This is a genomic window from Streptomyces sp. NPDC047974 (genome assembly GCF_040653375.1).
GTDB lineage: Bacteria > Actinomycetota > Actinomycetes > Streptomycetales > Streptomycetaceae > Streptomyces.
Window position 1 is genome coordinate 1 of the sequence record NZ_JBEZNU010000018.1, and the last position, 16,242, is coordinate 16,242.

Consider the following 16,242-nt stretch of genomic DNA (forward strand, 5'->3'; position numbering starts at 1 on the left):
CTTGGGCATGTCGAGGTCGATCACGACGAGCCCGGACGGGCCGGTCGCCAGGCCGATGTTGAACGGAGCCTGCGTCCACGCGCGGGTGATCCGTTCGGGGTCGGTGGTGGCCCGGTCCTCCCACTTCACGTGACCGCCCGCGCAGGCCCCGGCGCGGGGGCAGCGGGTCTCACCGTGCAGGGCGGGACGCTTCGTGCCGGGGCGGAGCGGGAAGACCGCCCAGCCCCTGGCCGCGGCGTCGAGTGCCGCCTGAAGGGTTCCAGGAGCAGCCGTCACCACGCGGCCTCCTGCCGTGTCACGTTCGGATAGGTCATGCTGGGTGTCTCCAGTTCTGTTGAAGGTGCTGGTGGACGAGGGCGGCCCCGGTTCTTTGGCGAGACGCGGGGGCCGCCCTTGTGCTGTCAGGCGGCGAACAGGCCGATGCCGAACAGGAGGATGAGTGAGACGGTGACGGCCATGACGGAACTCCGTTGCTGGCTGGGGTGGGTGGCTGGGTAGGCTGCGCGGGCCTCGGGTGCTCGCAAGCTCGGGGACATGGACCGGTGGTCGTGCTGGCGAGGGCCTACCTTCGGGGGTCTGCCGACAGGCGGGCGACCACCGGCCCCAAACGCTCCCCCTGGGGCATTCAGACCCCAGAAACCGGCCCCAGAGGGGTTCGGCAGGACCGGACGGGCCCCCTTTACCGGCCTTACCTTGCAGTTCAGAGGCCCTTACCACCTCCATGGCCGGGCTTAGGTGTTGGTCTGGCGGCGCAGTTCGGCGACGAGGCGGAGGGTTTCGTGTGCCATGTCGGCGATGGCCTGGAGGCGTTCGTCGACGGTCGCCGGGTCGGGACCGGTGAACGAGAACGATCGGCCGTCGTCGCGGTTGGCGTCGGGGTTGGTGAACGAGAACGACATGTGGCTCCAGGTGGGTCAGATGTTCAGGTGGTGTGCGCGGTGGATGGCGGCTTCCCACACGCTGCGGACCTGGGCTCCGGTGTGGGAGTCGTTCCAGTGGGGGATGGTCTGCCACTTCTTGCCGTGCTGGCGGCGGGCCTCGTCGAGGAGGAGGTTTCCGGCGTCGCGGTAGGCGGTGTTGCGGGCTCCGGCGGCGGCGCGCAGGGCGCCGATGGAGCAGCGGGCGCCCTCGGGGTGGATGAGGGAGTGCCGGGCCCAGCCGTGGGTGTCGAGGAATCCGAGCGCGTCGCTGAGGGTCTTCTCGACCGGGCCGAGCCTGCGCGCGGGCGGGGCCATGGTGGGGCTGGAGGAGGCCGGCGCGGGGGCGGCCGGCGCCTGCGGGGCGGCGGGCTGCGGACTGGGGTCGAGGAGTTGGAACGCGGCCGCGTACAGGCCCTGGTCGAGTGGGGTGAAGTCGGATTCGGTGCGGGTGTTCATGCTGCCCTCCACAGGCCGTTCTCGTTGGTGACCTTGTTCTGCTTCTTCAGCTCGGACAGCCGCGGCTTGACGTGCCTGGCGGAGGTTTCGAGCTTGCGGGCGATGGTTTCGGCGGTCATGGGGGTGGCGTGCTCCTGGAGGAGCACGAGGATGCGCGGCTTGATCAGCTCCTGTCCTTCGGAGGCCGCCGGGGCTCCACCCGGCCGGGCGGGCCCGGTGACGGCGTGGGGGCCGGCGGGGTTGTGGTGGGCCGCCGGCTCCTGCGTGGAGGCTGCGGCCTCGGCCGCGGCGAGGAGGTCGGCGAGGCTGCCGATGAGGTTCTTGCCGCGCTTGTCGACCATCGGCGTCCTCGCGATCGCGTCGCGCTCGCGCCAGGCGTCGCAGTCCTCGATCCCGACCGGCGGCTCGCCTCCCGCGAGGGAGACCGGCGGCACGTCCAGGTGGAGGGAGCGGAACTGGACGGCCTGGCTGCCGGGGGTGAGGAGGTAGCCGAGGCCGAAGGTGCCGTCCTCGGGGGCGGCGGCGGCTTCGGTGGCCAGGCCGGACATGTCGCGGTCGGCGACCTTGGCGTACTGGCCGGGCCACTGGGAGGGGATCATCGACAGGTCGATGCCCTCCGCGCCCTCCACCGCGTTTGCCCCGACCAGGGATCCCTGTCCCTTGGCGCAGCGCAGGAACACGGCGCCGCCGCCGATGAGGAGCTGGGAGCGGATGACTGTGCTGTTGCCGAGGTCTTCGGCGAGTGGGGTCTGGGTGGCCAGGACGACGCCGATGCCCCGCTTGAGCGAGCGCCGGGTGAGCTGCTCGACGATCGCCTTCGCCTCCGCGTGGTACGGGGAGGAGGCCGACAGCAGCATGTGCGCCTCGTCGACGACGAACTCGACAAGCGGGTCGGTGAACGGGAAGGCGGGGGAGCGGTAGCGGGCTTCGCGGTCGAGCATCATCGCGTAGGCCAGGCGCAGCGCGCCCATCGCCTCGTCCAGGCCGTCCCCGAGGTACGCGGACAGCGAGGCGCCGGCGATGGTCCCGGCCTGCGGGGAGGCGAGGATCACCGCGATGTTGGAGCGGTGGGCGGAGAGCAGGAGCTGCTCCAGCAGCCCGGACTTGCCCGACCGGGAGCCGCCGACGAGGTAGAGGTGGCGGGCTCCGGAGCCGGGCTGGGCGAGCGGCAGGAGCGCGGGGCGGCCGTCGACGTAGGTTCCGGCGCGGACGTAGCCGCGCGAGTCCATCGACAGCTCGTCCAGGACCGAGGAGAGCATCGTGCCGTGCATCAGCGCGTGCTCCCGCATCACCCGGATCCCCATCTGGGAGGGCTTGTCGCCGGGGGCCAGGGCGATCTGGATTGTCTCCAGGTCGAGGTTGCCCGCGAGGTCCTGGAGGTTGACGGTGCCGATCGCCCGGCGGTCGCGGGTGGCGATGCCCTCCCAGTCCAGCGGCCCGTCGTAGCGGGTGACGGTCAGGGCGGTGCCGGGCATCGCGCCCTCCGGGACGGCCACGTACGCGGCCCACAGCTCCTGGGGAGTCGTGGGGGCGCCAGCTGCGATCTGCGGCTGCGCCGCCGGTGCCGTCAGCTGCACGGTGACCGGCAGCGCGTTCGGCGCGTAGTGCTTGGGGTCTCCCAGCTCCACCTGGGAGACGGGGACCCCGTAGACGGAGGCGATGTCTCCTTCCCTGACCCGCACCTGCTGCCCGGGGGGCAGGGTGATGATCCCGGTGAACACCACGTGCCCGCCGTCGACCTGGAGGACGAGGTGCTCCAGGTTGGCGCCGGGCTGGATGAGCTTGCGGTCCTCGGTCTGGGTGGGGCCGGAGATGAACTCCGCCCACCAGGCCGCGATCACCTGCTCCTGCGACGTCAGCCCCGCCCCCGCGCCCTTGGTGGCGGTCGCCGGTACGAGGGCCGGGATGTGGCCGGTGAGGTTGCGGTGGTGGGCGAGGGCGGCTGCCCCGGCTGGGACGGCGAGCCCGAGGGCGATCAGCGGGTTCATGCCGGCGGCGAGGACCTCGCTGGCGGCGATGCCGCAGCCTGTGGTGGTGAGCCCGCAGGCGATCAGGGACCGCAGCACCGGGGCGGAGGCGCCGACGGCCCACGCTCCGGCTCCGGCCGCCGCGGCGGCGAGGGCGGACCAGGGGCCGGCGGCGAGTGGCACCACCGCGAGCGCGGCAGGCGCGTATTGAACGAACTGTGCGCGGGTCGGCCCCATGGTCCTGACCTCTCTAACTCTGGGCGTAGAAGCTGGCTTCGGCCATGTCGACGGGGGAGGTGGCGACGGCGTCGGCGATGCCGCCGTGGTCGTTCTCGGTGGTGGTCTTCGCGTCGTCGGCGGCCGAGGCGGCGCTTTCGGCGGCGGAGGTGTAGGCGCCGGCCGCGTCCTTGGCACCGGTCATGGTCAGCGCGGCGTCGGTGAACTCGCTGGTGGTGGCGTCGTCGACGGCGAGCGCCTTCATCGTCTCGGCGGCGTCGAGCATCTGCTCGGCGGCGTCGTCGACGTCGGCGGCGAGCTTGGTGACGGTCTGGGCGTGGGCGTGGACCTTGTGGGTGAGCCAGGCCAGCGTGGTGCGCAGCGCCGCGTAGTTGGCGGCGTCCTTCAGGGTCTCGGTGGCGCTCATGCGGGGGCTTCTCCTGTCTGTGGTCAGCGGGCGTTGTAGAAGTCGCGCTCGGCGGGCCGGGTCAGGGGGCTGTCGGCGACGGCCCGGAAGATCCCGCCGTGCCGGGCCTCGGCGTTCGCCGAGGCGGTGCGGCACGCCTCCTCGCCCCCCTCGATCTGGTCGTGGACCTTCTTGGCGGCAGCGGCCTGGAGGTCGAGCTGCTCCTTGAGCACCTCGCACTTGCCGATGAGGTTCGCGCCGACGCCCTTTGCGGTGATGTCGGCGATGAGCTCCTCGCAGTCCGACGCCAGCTGCACGGCGTCGTCCATGAGCTCCAGGGCGGTGTCGGTGCTGGCCTGGCACAAGGTGGCCGAGCCCTCGGCGAGGTCGATGACCTGGGTGAGGGTCATGACCTCACCGCCGCTGTAAGTGCGGGACTTGCCCGCGGCGGTCGTGACGTGGACGCCCTTGTCGTCGACGGTCGCGGCGTGCGGGACAGGCGGGTTGGGCTGCATCGCGGGGTCCTTCCGGATGTGGTCGGGCAGCTTGACGGTGCGGGGCCGCGGGATGGTGCCCGCGGGCGGGACCGCGGAGCCCGGCGGCACCGTCACCGGCGGCGTCGTCGGGGGCGGGGGCGCCGTCGGCGGCGGTGGGGCCGTCGGGGGAGGAGGCGCCGCCGGCGGTGGGGGTGCGGACGGCGGCGGGGGCGTTGTTGAAGGAGACGCCGAAGGCGGCGGTGTAGCCGAGGATGTGGGCCCCGTGGGGGGAGTCGTCGAGGTTGGGGAGCCTGTCGGCGAGGCCGCGTCAGCGGGCTCGGCGGACGGGGAAACGGAAGGCTTCTCGACCGGTTTCTTCAGGTAGGCCGATCGCCATCCATCCCGCAGCCCACCAGCCATATGAGCGCCCGCCAGAAGCCCGTAATGTGCTTTCGCGGCGATGTTGTACGGCCGGTTCCGAAACGTGTCCGGAGTCCGGGTCGGCTCCCACTTCGACTTCGATTTAGCGGGGGGCTTCTTGGTTCCCGACTGTTCGTATTTCCCGTGCGTCTTTTCCACGCCGAACAGGTAGCTGATGGCGAGGAGCAGGAGTAGTTCCATGACCCTCCCTTCTGTGACTCTGCGTGGTTGCGGTCGGTTACCGGTTACCGGTTACAGGCCCCCAGGACCCCGGTTCGGGCCGTCCGGCGGGGGTTCGAGGGGGTGTCTGGGGGCTGTAACCGGTAACCGGTAACCGCACTTGGTCGCTCAGTGCGACGGCGAGCCGATGTTGTTCACGGTCGAGTTCGCCGTGTTGAACACGGACTCCAGCGTGCTGCGGATCGACTCGCTGAACGGCGTGTAGGGCAGGAAGATCCCGGAGACGATCAGCATGATGCAGACCACCATCTGCTTCCCCTTCGTCTTCTTGAAGGTGAAGAACAGGGCCCAGCAGAAGAGGCCGAGAGCGAAGAACTGGAGCGTCATTTTCATGCACCCTTCTCGAAGGTGAATCCCTTGTTGCTTGCGGGGGTTGCCGCGCCCGAACCGGAGGGCGCGGAGAGCTTCTTGTAGGCCAGGAGGCCGCCGCCTCCGACGAGTGCCACCCACAGCCACGGGCTGGAGGTGATGCCGCCGCCGGAGGCGGCGCCGGCGGGCTGCTGGGCCCTGGCGGTCGTGCCGCTGAAGACCGGGGTGGCGCACTGGGGGATCCTGGAGACCTCCCAGGAGGACGCCTTGGCGACCGACGCCGCGCGGCCCTTCATGCACTCGCGGTAGACGGTCATCTCCCGCTCGTACGCGGCCTTGGCCGCGGACTCCTCGATCTGCGCCCGCTGCTTGTCGGCCTCGGCCGCGACCAGGGAGTTCGCGGCGTCCTCCTGGGCCCGCGCACGCTCCTGGGCAGCCTGCTCGGTCTGCATGCTGGTGACGGCGACGACCGTGCCGCACACCGCGAGGACAGCGATCGCACCGCACACCGCGAGCGCACCGGTGTTGCGGCGCAGGCCGTCGGCCTTGAGCGAGAACTTGGTGGACGTGCTGGGCTTCTCCGGGGCCTCGGAGTTGATACGGCTGAACTCCTTGTCCCAGTCGATCCCGGACATGGCTACTCCCTCCTTCCGAGGGCTTGAGCGGTGCAGGTCAGAGGGTGTTCGGCTCCAGGCAGAAGAACAGGACGGTCCCGTTCTCCAGGTGCGGGTAGGAGTCCAGGGCGTGCCGGCGGATCGCCCTGTAGGCGTCGTAGCGGGTCTCTCCGGGGGCCGGGTTGTAGGTGCCGGTGACCGTGCCCTGCCCGTGGTTGGTGGTCAGGGTCAGCACGTACATCAGCGAGCCCTGCGGCTGGGCGTGGGGCATGGGAAACCTCCAGGTCAGGCGGCGAGAGTGAGTGCCGCCATGGCGAGGGCGAGGATGTGAGCGGTCTGGTCGACGTGCGCGGCGCCGCCGTTCGCGGCCCAGCCGGTCTGGCCGAAGCGGTTCATCCACCAGCGCACGGGCCAGCGGCGGTCGATGAACGCGTGCGTGGCGCCGATCCAGGCCAGCGCGGTGAACGCGGCCCCGGTGCTGACCTTCAGGTCCAGGACGGTCATGCCGGCCAGCAGCGCGAACGCGCAGGTGGCCACGTGGGTGGCGGCGTGGTCGAGGTTCGCCCGCCATCCGGCCGCGCCGGGGTCGGCCTTGTGAGCGGCCTGGTGGTCGGTCTGGAACGGGTAGTCGGCCAGCAGGTGCCCGACGTAGAGCAGCAGGAACAGGGTCGCGAACAAGGGCGGCCTCCTCAGGCGGCAGCGGTGTGGGGGTAGGCGCAGGCGGTGCACATGCCGAGCGAGGCGGGGATGCGGTATCCGGCGTCCCGCCCACACTCGGGGCAGATGCGGCGGGCCGCGTTCGCCTTGGCGAGCGCGGCCCGCTTGGCCGGGGTCATCGGACGCACCGGGCGGGCTAGGTCGATCCGGTAGAGGTAGGCGACCAGGGGTTCGCGCCGGCGGCGGGGGCGTTCGAGCTGGGCCACGACCGGCGAACCGCCCGGCCGCAGCCCCAGTGCCCGGAGCTGTCGGAACGTTGCCAACCCTTCCGGTGCCAGACGCCACCGGTAGACGGGCAGGCTGGCCATCAGCCGCGTCGGTAGTACGAGCCGCGGCAGGTGGTGGCGTGCGTGTTCGCCTTGCGGCGGGTGAAGGTGAGGCTGTCGAGCGCGGGCGTCTCGGAGTGGTCGCCGCAGCCGTGGCAGTGCCAGCGCGAGCCCCGGTAGGCCAGGGTGCCGGTGACGTCGACGGCGGCGCCGGTCTGGTTGTGGAACCGGATGAGGAGGTTGGTGGGCTCGGGAGGGTTGGTGTTCGGGGAGAGCTTCATCAGGCCGCTTCCTCCAGAGCCGGTCCGGGGTTGGTGTCGCGCAGTTCCTGGTAGCGGGTGGAGACCCAGCCGACCGACCAGCCACACAGCTCGGCCGCCTGCCGCACCGGCACACCCGCGGCGAACGCCGCGGCCACCGTGCGGCGGGCCTGCTCCTCGGCCTGCTTGCCGTTCACCGGCCCGGCAGCCAGGAGCGCGGCGCGTTCACGCGCGGCCCGCTCCTCGCGTTCACGCTGTTCACGCGCCGCCGTCTCGACAGCGTTTCGGCGGTCGCGTTCGGCCGTCTCGGCTGCCTCGCGTTCACGGCGTTCACGCGCTTGGCGCTGCTGTTCACGGTCGCGTTCAGCGCGTTCACGCGCCTCCCGGTCCGCCTGCTCCCGGCGGTCCTCGCGCTCGGCCTCTTCGCGGGCCAGAGCCGCCTCGTGTTCACGGTGTTCACGGGCGAGCTTCGCGTCGAACTCTCGGCGCTCACGCTCGCGTCGCTCCTCCTCGTCGGCCTTCCGCCGGGCGGCCTCCTCGGCCTCCTCGGCGCGCTGCCGGGCCTCCTGCTCGCGGCGCCGGCGCTCGGCCCGTTCACGCTCTTCCAGGCCGTTCACGGCCGCCGTGATGGCGCGCCGGTAGGCGAGGCCGGTCTCGGAGGTGACGATGAGGAGGAGGGGTGCGACGGCGTGGACGGCCACTCCGACCAGGTCTTTCATCAGTGCCGAGTCGGCGGTGTTGAGGGCGAGGGTCATGATGCCGGTCATCCACCGCAGCACGACCGGCCACCGTCCGCCCTCCCCGCCCAGGCGGGCGAGGACGGAGTCGAGGCGGACGACGATGACGACGGCGGCGTCGACGACGATGGGGAGGATGGGGGCGGTCCAGTCCCACGGGTCGGGGGTGTGGGCCCGCATCAGTGGGGTGACGGTGAGGACGGAGTACAGCATCGCCCCGCACACGATCAGCCACGTGCCCACGTTCAGCGCCTGCTCGGCTGAACGGATCTGAACAGCGTTCACGACCCCGCCCCCGAACCCGCCGACAGCGGCTTCAGGACCGGGATGGGTGCGAAGCCGACCAGCCGCAGCGTGGCTCCGGCGAACGTCCCGGCGGCCGAGCGGACGGCCGTTGCACCGTCGTTCTGAACGTGGTGCTCGACCTCCGCCGGCGCGATGTTCAGCGCCTCGCGCCAGGTCTCGAAGGCGGCGAAGTCGTCGTAGTGGAACGACAGCTCCAGGAGGTCGGGGAAGACCGTCGTCACCCGCACGCACGGCGCCGGCAGGTGGGGGAACCTCGCCTCCAGCGCGATCAGCGCCGTCACCGGCCCGGTCAGGTCGGAGAGGGTCCGCGCCTTCACGCGGCGCCGCCGGACTGCATCGTGGTGGCGCGGTTGGTCAGCTTCCGGCGCTCGTCCAGGACCCGGTTGCGGGCCCGGCGCACGCGCCGCTCGTCCAGCTCCGTGGCCGGACGGTCCAGGGTCATGATCTCCACGTCGAGGAGGTCGACCTCCGCCTCGATCAGCGGCAGCTCCAGCTCGATCGCGTCCAGCTCCGCGTCCGACGGCTCACCGTCGAACGCCAGCGCCTGGGAGGTGGTGGGGAGTGTGATGATGGACTTCATGGGTCGTGCTCCCTTCTCAGAGGAACGGCCCTAACGAGGTCCCGGAGTAGCCGCTCCGGGGCCTCTCGCCGTTTGGAACCATCCGGCTCCCCTCGACCCCGCCCGTACGGCACCCCGACGAAGGGGCCCGGACGGGCGGAGGAGGCAACCGGCCGCAGCACCGCTGCGCAGGTGACCTGACGTCCGCGAATCACCGGCTAGTCCGGTGCGCCAGATCGGCGGCGGATCAGGGGGACGCTGTGGGCGTGGCCACTCCGCCGGTCCAGCAGGAGTGACGCCCAGGGTCTTAAGCGCTTCACGTCGGCCTCCAGCAGCGGACAGGGTCCGTGGACAGGGGGACGGGGTGACGCGGCGGGCACAGCCACCCCTGCCGGTCCAGCCGGGGGTGACGCCCAGAGTCTTCGTCGGTACACATCAACCTCCCGGTTTCGGTCGGACATGTGCAGGTGGTGCGGGTGTTGCTGGTGTCTCGCCTTGGGGAACACGAGCTCCCTTTGAGGCATGCGAGACGGTGACCTTTCGGTCTCGCCCTCCGGGATGACAAGGACCCGGGACCCTCGGCCCGCTCTGTCCCGGGCCCCTTAGGCACGCACCATCGGGGCCTTGAGGCCCATCTGGTGCGCACCAATAGATTGGCATCTGGTGCGCACCAGATGCAACCCCTTGGTTCGGGTTGCGTGTCGGTGTGCTCTTCCAGAGAACGGCCGAAGCAGGGGGTGCCGGTAGCCAACGGGGGTTAACCTCAAGGGGGTTAACCAGCTCTCACCTGCGGCTTTACGGAGGCGGCGTGGCTAAGGGGTTAAAGGCGATCCGGACCGCGCGCGGCTGGTCGCAGGACCGGCTGATTTTTGAGATGCGGCGGTTCGCGGAGCAACGACTACTCGACATCGCCTCGGCGGCCAGCCTCAAGACCTACGTGTCGGAGTGGGAGAACGGGCGCCGCGTCCTCACGGATCGGTACGCCTTGATCCTGCGGCAACTTCTGGGTGCCACGGACGCCGAGCTGCGTGGCGAGCTCGATGTGCCCGAGCCTCAGGCGGACGGCTACGCGGACCTCCTGAGCCGGATCGATGCGGCCGGCAGCCTGAGTCAGTCCATGGTCCCGTCGTTCCTGGCCCAGACCGAGCTGCTGCGAACCATGGACCGACAGATGGGCGCCACGGGCCTGGTCGACCAGATGAACGGCCACCTGGCGGCGATGGAGGAAGCCTTGACCTTCGCCGTGTTGCCAGCCGCGCGACGGCCCCTCGCGACTGCCCTCGCGGGAGCGTCCACCCTCGCCGCCTGGCAGGCGTTGGACGCCGGCGCCGTGGACCGGGCATGGCGGCGGTACGAGCTTGCCAAGAAGGCGGCCCAGGACGCCGAGTCCCCGTTGTACCTGGCGCATGCCATGGGCGAGCAGGCGTACGTACTCGCGGACGCCGGTCGGCCTCAGCTGGCGGTCGAGCTGGTGCGAGATGCGCAGCGCACCCATCCCGAACGCCAGTCACCCCGCCTGAGGGCGTGGCTGGCGGCGGTAGAGGCTGAGCTGTGCGCTGCCGTCGGCGGCCCGGAGATGGAGTCGGCTGCGAGGGCGGCCCTTGAGCGGGCGACCGCACTCCTTCCGGACGACGGAGAGGTCCGCGACGCCGACATGCTGAGCATCTTTCTCAACACCGGGCACCTGTCGAGGTGGCGGGGGAACGTCCTGGCCAAGCTCGGCGACGCCTCAGCGATGGAGGAGCTGTACGCGTCGCTCGGCAGCGCCGATGAGACCTTCGTGCGCGCGAACTCCGGCATCCACTGCGACCTCACCCAGGCGCACCTCGCCCGCGGCGAGCTGGACGACGCTCGGTCCCACCTCCAGAAGGCCCGGTTGCTGGCGAACCGCACGGGATCCGTGCGGTACCGCCGGCGCGTGGAGCTTCTTACCGGGCGCCTCTAGACCGGGACGCGAGGATGTGGAGCAGTGCCACGAGCGTTCCGGAGCCCATGAGCTTGCCCTCGGTCATCAGACGCGGGATGTCGTCGAGGGGGATCCAAGCGACCTCGCCGGCCTCCTCGGCGTCGGTCGGCTCGCCGACCTTCTCGGCGCCACGGGCCACGAAGACCTCATGGGGCGAGTCGACCATCCCGATCATCGGCTGGTAGCTCACGACGTGCTCGACGGGGCCGGGGCGCCACCCCGTCTCCTCTTCGGTCTCGCGCGCCGCCGTGGTGGCCGCGTCCTCGCCGGCGTCCACGATGCCGCCGGGCAGTTCCCAGCCCCACTGTTGCGGCACGAAGCGGTACCGCCACAGCATGAGAACGCGGTCCTGGTCGTCGATCACGGCTGTGATTGCCACGCGGAAGAGCCGGACGACGTGGTGCTCGAAGCGCTCGACACCGGGGGGCTCGACGTCGACCAGGTCGAGATTCACCCACGGGTTCTCGTAGACGTGGCGGGAGCCGTGGATCTTCCACGGCTCCAGCTCCGACGGTGTCGGGACGCTCTCACCGCCGAGGACGCGGTAGGAGCTGCGGTCGTGAGCCTTGATGAAGTGCTCGTTCGACAGACGGGCGAGTACCTGGCGCAGCGCGGTGCGGCCGATCTCCAGCTCGGCGCTGAGCGCGCGCTCGGACGGCAGCTTGTCGCCGGGGCCGTAGCGCCCGGACTCGATCCACGAACGGATCGTCTCGTAGACCCTCTGCGTCTTGGGTCCCATCCTCGGCGCACACTCCCGGATCGTCGGCTGGTGAAAGCCAGCGTATCCGGGGAGCAGAACGGATGACTCGGCCATGTGAACCTCTCTTCCGTAGATCGCTCGACCTCCCGACGTGCGGTATCAGCGGGCAGCGGTTGGAGCCCCGAGAGGGGGCCGTTTCGGGGGCTCGTGGGCCATGTGTGGGCCAGGATCTCGACACGGCGACACTGGCCCGGAGAAGATGCAGGTAGGAAGCCGTATGGGCGCTGTCCGCCGGTCGGTCTTGAAAACCGTCGTGGCAGCGATGTCACCGTGGGTTCAAATCCCACACCCACCGCGGGATGCGAGAGCCTCCGGCCGGCGAGTCCGGCCGGGGGCTCTCGTCCGTCACGGGGGCGTGGCGAGGGAGGACGGGGGTGGAGGGCCGTGGAGCGGGTGGTGTTCGTGAGGTTCCAGGGGGTCGTCCGGCATCCGCGCGGACACTTTCCCGGGGTCTTCGTGCTCGCCAACGAGCTGGCGGCGCAGGGCAGGTTGAGCGAGGAGCAGTACCGCTTCTGGCGGGCCGCCAACGACTGGTACGACGCCCGCTATCCGAATCCGAGCCATGTCGACCCCGCCGTGTACGACCCGGCGGTGCACCCCGGAGCGGTGGCCTGGTTCAAGGCGTCCGCGCATGAGCTGATCGCGCGCGTGGACGGGTATCTGGAGCTGCTCGCCGCGCATGGCGTGGAGTGCCGGCGCGTGGAGTCCTCGGACCCCGGCCGGATCCTCTACGAGGACGCCTATCAGGTGGTCGTGGCCGCCGAGGGGGCCGCGGGCGGGTGACGCGCGGCGCATTTCCGGATGCCGCGGCGGCCGTGCGGCGGGACGATGGCCGTGGGGCCGGGGCCGGGGGCACGGGACGGAGGCGGGTGGCGTGGTGCGGATCGTGCTGGTGCGCGGGGACATCACCGAGGAGGCGGTCGACGCGGTCGTCAACGCCGCGAACTCGTCGCTGTACGGGGGCGGCGGCGTCGACGGCGCGATCCACCGGAAGGGCGGGCCGGAGATCCTCGCCGCCTGCCGGGAGCTGCGGGCGGCGCGGTACGGGAAGGGGCTGCCGACCGGGCGGGCGGTCGCGACGACGGCCGGGCGGCTGCCGGCCCGGCACGTGATCCACACCGTGGGGCCGGTGTGGTCGGAGAGCGAGGACCGGTCGGCGCTGCTGGCGTCCTGCTATCGCGAATCCCTGCGGGTGGCGGACGAGTCGGGGGCCCGTACGGTCGCCTTCCCCGCCATCTCCACGGGGGTCTACGGCTGGCCGATCGACGACGGGGCGCGGATCGCGGTCGAGACCGTGCGACAGGCCGCAGCGGCGGGGACGGGGGTCGAGGAGGTGCGGTTCGTGCTCTTCGACGCGACCGCGTACGCCGCTTTCGAGGCCGCGGTCGCGTCCGCCTGAGTGCGCCTGAGTGCGCCTGAGTCCGTCCGGGTCCGCCTGAGTCCGTCCGAGTCCGCCTGAGTCCGTCCGAGTCCGCCGGAGTCCACGTCGGGGCTGCGGCCTCGGCTGCGGCCTCGGGCGCGGACGAGGGCGAGGATGCGGACGAGGGCGAGGGGCGAATGGGGCGTCTGTTCGAGAGCTCCTCGGCTCACTCGGGTGAGGGGGCTGGTCTCCTCCTGCGGGGTCCGGTTTGTCGGGGGTTCTGACGGAACGCTTCCTCCCTTGCGGTGTAACGGATCCAGGGTGGTTTCGCCGGTGCCGTCCGCGGTGAGCTGGGGGCTTCTCGGCTACGAAGGGTTTATCGGCTTGTCCTCACGCTTGCGGGGGAATCGGGCACTCCGGGGTGGTTCGCCGGGGATTCGGTGGGCAACTCTGGATTCGCGACGTCGAGCAGAAAACGACCGGGGCGGTCGGCCAACTTCCCTGGTCAGGGCCGGAGTTCACGGCCCGCCTTCAGTGATCCGCATTTCCGTGCACAGCAGACTGGCTTCAGTTCCCGGAGGAACAGACATGGCAAGCATCCGTACCGCCCGCATCGCCGCCGCCGTCGTCGCCCTGCCGCTCGCCGCAGCCCTCTTCGGCGGTGTGGCGCAGGCCGACAACGGCGGCTTCGCGGACGACGGATCGAACACGAGCGTCGCCACGATCATCGGCAGCGGCGTGGGTGGCGACAACAACGGCAACTCGACCACCACGCAGCAGGTGGCGACCGGCTCCGGTGCCTCCAACCAGAACAACACGGCGAGCGTGAACGGCTCCGCCTTCACCCACATCTCGCAGGCGAACAACACGGTCAACTTCTACCCGTGGTGGTGACCCGCCCACGGGCCCGGCCCGAGGGGGCGTGACCGCGGTGTGAACGGCGGCCCGCGCGACGGTACTTCGGTACCGGCCGCGCGGGCCGCCTCGCCGTTTCCGGGGGCCTTCGCGCACGGGGGTGCCTTGACAGGGCGGGTCGATCTGACGGACAGTCAGAAACCTTCGTCGTCCCCTCCGGGAGGCCGTCCGTGCACCTCGCCCCGACCGAGCGGCAGCTCCGGCTGCGCGCCGAACTCCGCGCGTACTTCCGCGAGACGATGCCCGACGGGCCGCCGCCCGCGAGCGACGGAGCCGCCCAGCGCCGGCTGCTGCGGAGGATCGGCGCCGACGGGCTCCTGGGCCTCGGCTGGCCGGAGGAGTACGGCGGTCGCGGCCGCGGCCCCGACGAGCAGTTCGTGTTCTTCGACGAGGCGTACCGGGCGGGCGCCCCCGTCTCGATGGTCACGCTCAACACCGTGGGCCCCACCCTCATGCGGTACGGCACCGAGGAGCAGAAGGCCGCCTTCCTGCCGCGGATCCTGCGCGGCGAGTGCGTCTTCGCGATCGGCTACAGCGAGCCCGAGGCCGGTACGGACCTGGCGTCGCTGCGGACCCGGGCGGTGCGCGACGGCGACTCCTGGGTCGTCGACGGCCAGAAGGTCTTCACCTCCAACGCGCAGAACGCCGACTGGATCTGGCTCGCCTGCCGCACCGACCCCGAGGCGCCCCCGCACCGGGGCATCTCCCTCGTCCTCGTCCCCACCGACGCCCCGGGCTTCTCCTGGACCCCGATCGAGACGGTCGGCGGTCTCACCACCACCGCGACCCACTACGACGGGATCCGGGTCCCGGCCGGGAACCTCGTCGGGGAGGAGAACGGCGGCTGGGGGCTGATCACCAACCAGCTCAACCACGAACGGGTCGCCCTCGCCGCCATCGGCATGCAGGCCGAGGACTTCTTCGCCGCCGCCCTCGACCGGGCCCGTACCCCCGATCCGGTGAGCGGCCGGCGCCGGACCGACGATCCGTGGGTGCGGATCCGGGCGGCCGAGGCGCACGCCCGGCTGGCGGCGACGCGCCTGCTCAACTGGCGCCTGGTGGGGGACGTGGGGGCCGGCCGGCTGACCCCGGGGGACGCCAGCGGGGTGAAGTTCGCGGGGACCGAATCGGCCGTGGAGGTGTACCGGATCTGCCAGGAGATCGCGGGCGACGCGGGCACGGTGCGGGCGGGCTCGCCGGGGGCGTACGACGGCGGCGAACTGGAGCGGATGAACCGCGCCGCCCAGATCAACACCTTCGGGGGAGGGGTCAGCGAGGTGCAGCGGGAGATCGTCGCGCGGGCCCGGCTCGGCATGCGGGGGAGGGGGCGGCGATGAGCGGGACCCGAGGGGGGTACAGCCACGGACAGGGGCAGGGACAGGGGCAGGCGCAGGAGGCGCGGCACGGGCAGGACGGGCAGGACGCGCGGCACGGGCAGGACGCGCTGTACGAGCGGCTGAAGGCGTACGAGGGGCGGCCCGCGGCCGTCGGGGGGCGCGGCAAGGACCCGGTGAACCTGCCGATGATCCGGCACTGGTGCGAGGCCATGGGGGACGCGCACCCGGCGTACCGGGGACCGGACGCGGTGGCGCCGCCGGCCATGCTCCAGGCGTGGACGATGGGCGGGCTCTCCGGGCACGAGGACCGCTCGGAGGCGTACGGGGAGCTGCTCGGCCTCCTCGACGGCGCCGGGTACACCTCGGTGGTCGCCACCGACTGCGAGCAGGAGTACCTGCGTCCGCTCCGGCCCGGCGACGAGATCTCCTTCGAGGCCGTCGTCGAGTCCGTCTCGCCGCGCAAGACCACCAAGCTCGGCACCGGCCACTTCGTGACCACCCGGATGGACGTCCGGGCGGGCGGCGAGCTCGCCGGCACCCACCGCTTCCGGATCCTCAAGTACGCCCCCGCCGCCCGCCCCCCGAAGCCGCGGGCCGCCGCACCCCGGCGGCCCCGGCCGGTGATCAACCGGGACAACGCCGGGTTCTGGGAGGGCGTCGCGGCGCACCGGCTGCTGATCCAGCGGTGCGCGGCCTGCGGGACGTTCCGCTTCCCCTGGCTGCCGGGGTGCAGCGAGTGCGGGGCGGCGGAGTGGGACACCGTCGAGGCGGGCGGCGAGGGGACGGTCCACTCGTACGTGGTCATGCACCACCCGCCCTTCCCGGCCTTCGACCCGCCGTACGCGGTCGGTCTGATCGAGCTGGCCGAGGGCGTCCGGATGATCGCGAACGTGGTGGGGGTGCCGTACGACAAGGTCCGGATCGGGATGCCGGTCCGGCTGGAGTTCCGGCGGTTCGACGAGGAGCTGGAACTGCCCGTCTTCCGCGCGGCGGACGGCGGGGACGCGTCCGAGGCCGGGGAAGGGGAGCGCTGAC

At 71.6% G+C, this 16,242-nt stretch carries 22 protein-coding genes; 6 read left to right on the plus strand and 16 right to left on the minus strand.

Annotation, left to right across the window (positions count from 1 at the left end; genetic code table 11):
- From AB0E19_RS24175 to AB0E19_RS24245, 15 genes are all read right to left on the minus strand, one after another.
- Positions 1-276 (minus strand): bifunctional DNA primase/polymerase (locus AB0E19_RS24175; RefSeq protein ID WP_362183870.1); only part of this gene is annotated, 276 nt, incomplete at its 3' end.
- A 455-nt stretch (positions 277-731) separates the two neighbouring features.
- The gene (locus AB0E19_RS24180) at positions 732-899 is read right to left on the minus strand and encodes a hypothetical protein (protein WP_362183873.1); all 168 of its coding nucleotides are present in this window, start codon (positions 897-899) and stop codon (positions 732-734) included.
- A 15-nt stretch (positions 900-914) separates the two neighbouring features.
- A complete protein-coding gene (locus AB0E19_RS24185) occupies positions 915-1,376 on the minus strand; it encodes a hypothetical protein (RefSeq protein WP_362183875.1) in 462 nt (153 codons plus the stop codon).
- On the minus strand, positions 1,373-3,580 hold the full coding sequence (locus tag AB0E19_RS24190; RefSeq protein ID WP_362183878.1) for a type IV secretory system conjugative DNA transfer family protein: 2,208 nt from the start codon (positions 3,578-3,580) through the stop codon (positions 1,373-1,375). Before AB0E19_RS24190 ends, AB0E19_RS24185 begins: the two co-directional genes overlap by 4 nt.
- 13 nt (positions 3,581-3,593) lie before the next feature.
- Positions 3,594-3,986 (minus strand): hypothetical protein, encoded by a 393-nt coding sequence (locus AB0E19_RS24195; protein ID WP_362183881.1) that lies wholly within the window; start codon positions 3,984-3,986, stop codon positions 3,594-3,596.
- A gap of 23 nt (positions 3,987-4,009) precedes the next feature.
- On the minus strand, positions 4,010-4,576 hold the full coding sequence (locus AB0E19_RS24200) for a hypothetical protein (RefSeq protein WP_362183884.1): 567 nt from the start codon (positions 4,574-4,576) through the stop codon (positions 4,010-4,012).
- A 633-nt stretch (positions 4,577-5,209) separates the two neighbouring features.
- Positions 5,210-5,434: a hypothetical protein gene (locus AB0E19_RS24205; RefSeq protein WP_362183887.1), complete on the minus strand. Its 225-nt coding sequence runs from the start codon at positions 5,432-5,434 to the stop codon at positions 5,210-5,212.
- Positions 5,431-6,045 carry a hypothetical protein gene (locus tag AB0E19_RS24210; protein WP_362183891.1) on the minus strand — a complete coding sequence of 205 codons (615 nt, stop codon included), beginning with the start codon at positions 6,043-6,045 and terminating at the stop codon, positions 5,431-5,433. Before AB0E19_RS24210 ends, AB0E19_RS24205 begins: the two co-directional genes overlap by 4 nt.
- A 37-nt stretch (positions 6,046-6,082) precedes the next feature.
- A complete protein-coding gene (locus AB0E19_RS24215) occupies positions 6,083-6,295 on the minus strand; it encodes a hypothetical protein (RefSeq protein ID WP_362183894.1) in 213 nt (70 codons plus the stop codon).
- Positions 6,296-6,309: 14 nt separating this feature from the next.
- Positions 6,310-6,702 carry a DUF3307 domain-containing protein gene (locus AB0E19_RS24220; RefSeq protein WP_362183897.1) on the minus strand — a complete coding sequence of 131 codons (393 nt, stop codon included), beginning with the start codon at positions 6,700-6,702 and terminating at the stop codon, positions 6,310-6,312.
- A gap of 11 nt (positions 6,703-6,713) precedes the next feature.
- Positions 6,714-7,049, minus strand: coding sequence for an RRQRL motif-containing zinc-binding protein (locus tag AB0E19_RS24225; protein ID WP_362183900.1), 336 nt, complete (start codon positions 7,047-7,049; stop codon positions 6,714-6,716).
- Positions 7,049-7,288 (minus strand): hypothetical protein, encoded by a 240-nt coding sequence (locus tag AB0E19_RS24230; protein WP_362183903.1) that lies wholly within the window; start codon positions 7,286-7,288, stop codon positions 7,049-7,051. Before AB0E19_RS24230 ends, AB0E19_RS24225 begins: the two co-directional genes overlap by 1 nt.
- Complete coding sequence (locus AB0E19_RS24235; RefSeq protein ID WP_362183905.1) at positions 7,288-8,289, minus strand: DUF2637 domain-containing protein; 1,002 nt, start codon at positions 8,287-8,289, stop codon at positions 7,288-7,290. Before AB0E19_RS24235 ends, AB0E19_RS24230 begins: the two co-directional genes overlap by 1 nt.
- Positions 8,286-8,627 carry a hypothetical protein gene (locus AB0E19_RS24240; RefSeq protein ID WP_362183908.1) on the minus strand — a complete coding sequence of 114 codons (342 nt, stop codon included), beginning with the start codon at positions 8,625-8,627 and terminating at the stop codon, positions 8,286-8,288. The genes AB0E19_RS24235 and AB0E19_RS24240 overlap by 4 nt, the downstream gene beginning before the upstream one ends.
- A complete protein-coding gene (locus AB0E19_RS24245; RefSeq protein ID WP_362183911.1) occupies positions 8,624-8,890 on the minus strand; it encodes a DUF6284 family protein in 267 nt (88 codons plus the stop codon). The genes AB0E19_RS24240 and AB0E19_RS24245 overlap by 4 nt, the downstream gene beginning before the upstream one ends.
- Before the next feature lie 787 nt (positions 8,891-9,677).
- Here AB0E19_RS24245 and AB0E19_RS24250 point away from each other — a divergent pair.
- Positions 9,678-10,814: a helix-turn-helix transcriptional regulator gene (locus tag AB0E19_RS24250; protein ID WP_362183914.1), complete on the plus strand. Its 1,137-nt coding sequence runs from the start codon at positions 9,678-9,680 to the stop codon at positions 10,812-10,814.
- On the opposite strand, the gene AB0E19_RS24255 is transcribed toward AB0E19_RS24250, so the two are convergent.
- Positions 10,798-11,574: an NUDIX domain-containing protein gene (locus AB0E19_RS24255; RefSeq protein WP_362183917.1), complete on the minus strand. Its 777-nt coding sequence runs from the start codon at positions 11,572-11,574 to the stop codon at positions 10,798-10,800. The genes AB0E19_RS24250 and AB0E19_RS24255 overlap by 17 nt on opposite strands.
- Before the next feature lie 417 nt (positions 11,575-11,991).
- On the opposite strand from AB0E19_RS24255, the gene AB0E19_RS24260 reads away from it, so the two are divergent.
- From AB0E19_RS24260 to AB0E19_RS24280, 5 genes are all read left to right on the plus strand, one after another.
- The gene (locus AB0E19_RS24260) at positions 11,992-12,378 is read left to right on the plus strand and encodes a hypothetical protein (protein WP_362183920.1); all 387 of its coding nucleotides are present in this window, start codon (positions 11,992-11,994) and stop codon (positions 12,376-12,378) included.
- Positions 12,379-12,469: 91 nt separating this feature from the next.
- Positions 12,470-12,994 (plus strand): O-acetyl-ADP-ribose deacetylase, encoded by a 525-nt coding sequence (locus AB0E19_RS24265; protein ID WP_362183923.1) that lies wholly within the window; start codon positions 12,470-12,472, stop codon positions 12,992-12,994.
- Between the two features lie 549 nt (positions 12,995-13,543).
- Positions 13,544-13,849, plus strand: coding sequence for a hypothetical protein (locus AB0E19_RS24270; protein WP_043224849.1), 306 nt, complete (start codon positions 13,544-13,546; stop codon positions 13,847-13,849).
- 191 nt (positions 13,850-14,040) lie between these two features.
- Entirely contained in the window at positions 14,041-15,207 is a 1,167-nt protein-coding gene (locus tag AB0E19_RS24275) for an acyl-CoA dehydrogenase family protein (RefSeq protein ID WP_362183927.1), read from the plus strand.
- Entirely contained in the window at positions 15,204-16,241 is a 1,038-nt protein-coding gene (locus AB0E19_RS24280) for a bifunctional MaoC family dehydratase N-terminal/OB-fold nucleic acid binding domain-containing protein (protein ID WP_362183930.1), read from the plus strand. Before AB0E19_RS24275 ends, AB0E19_RS24280 begins: the two co-directional genes overlap by 4 nt.
- Position 16,242: the final 1 nt, after the last annotated feature.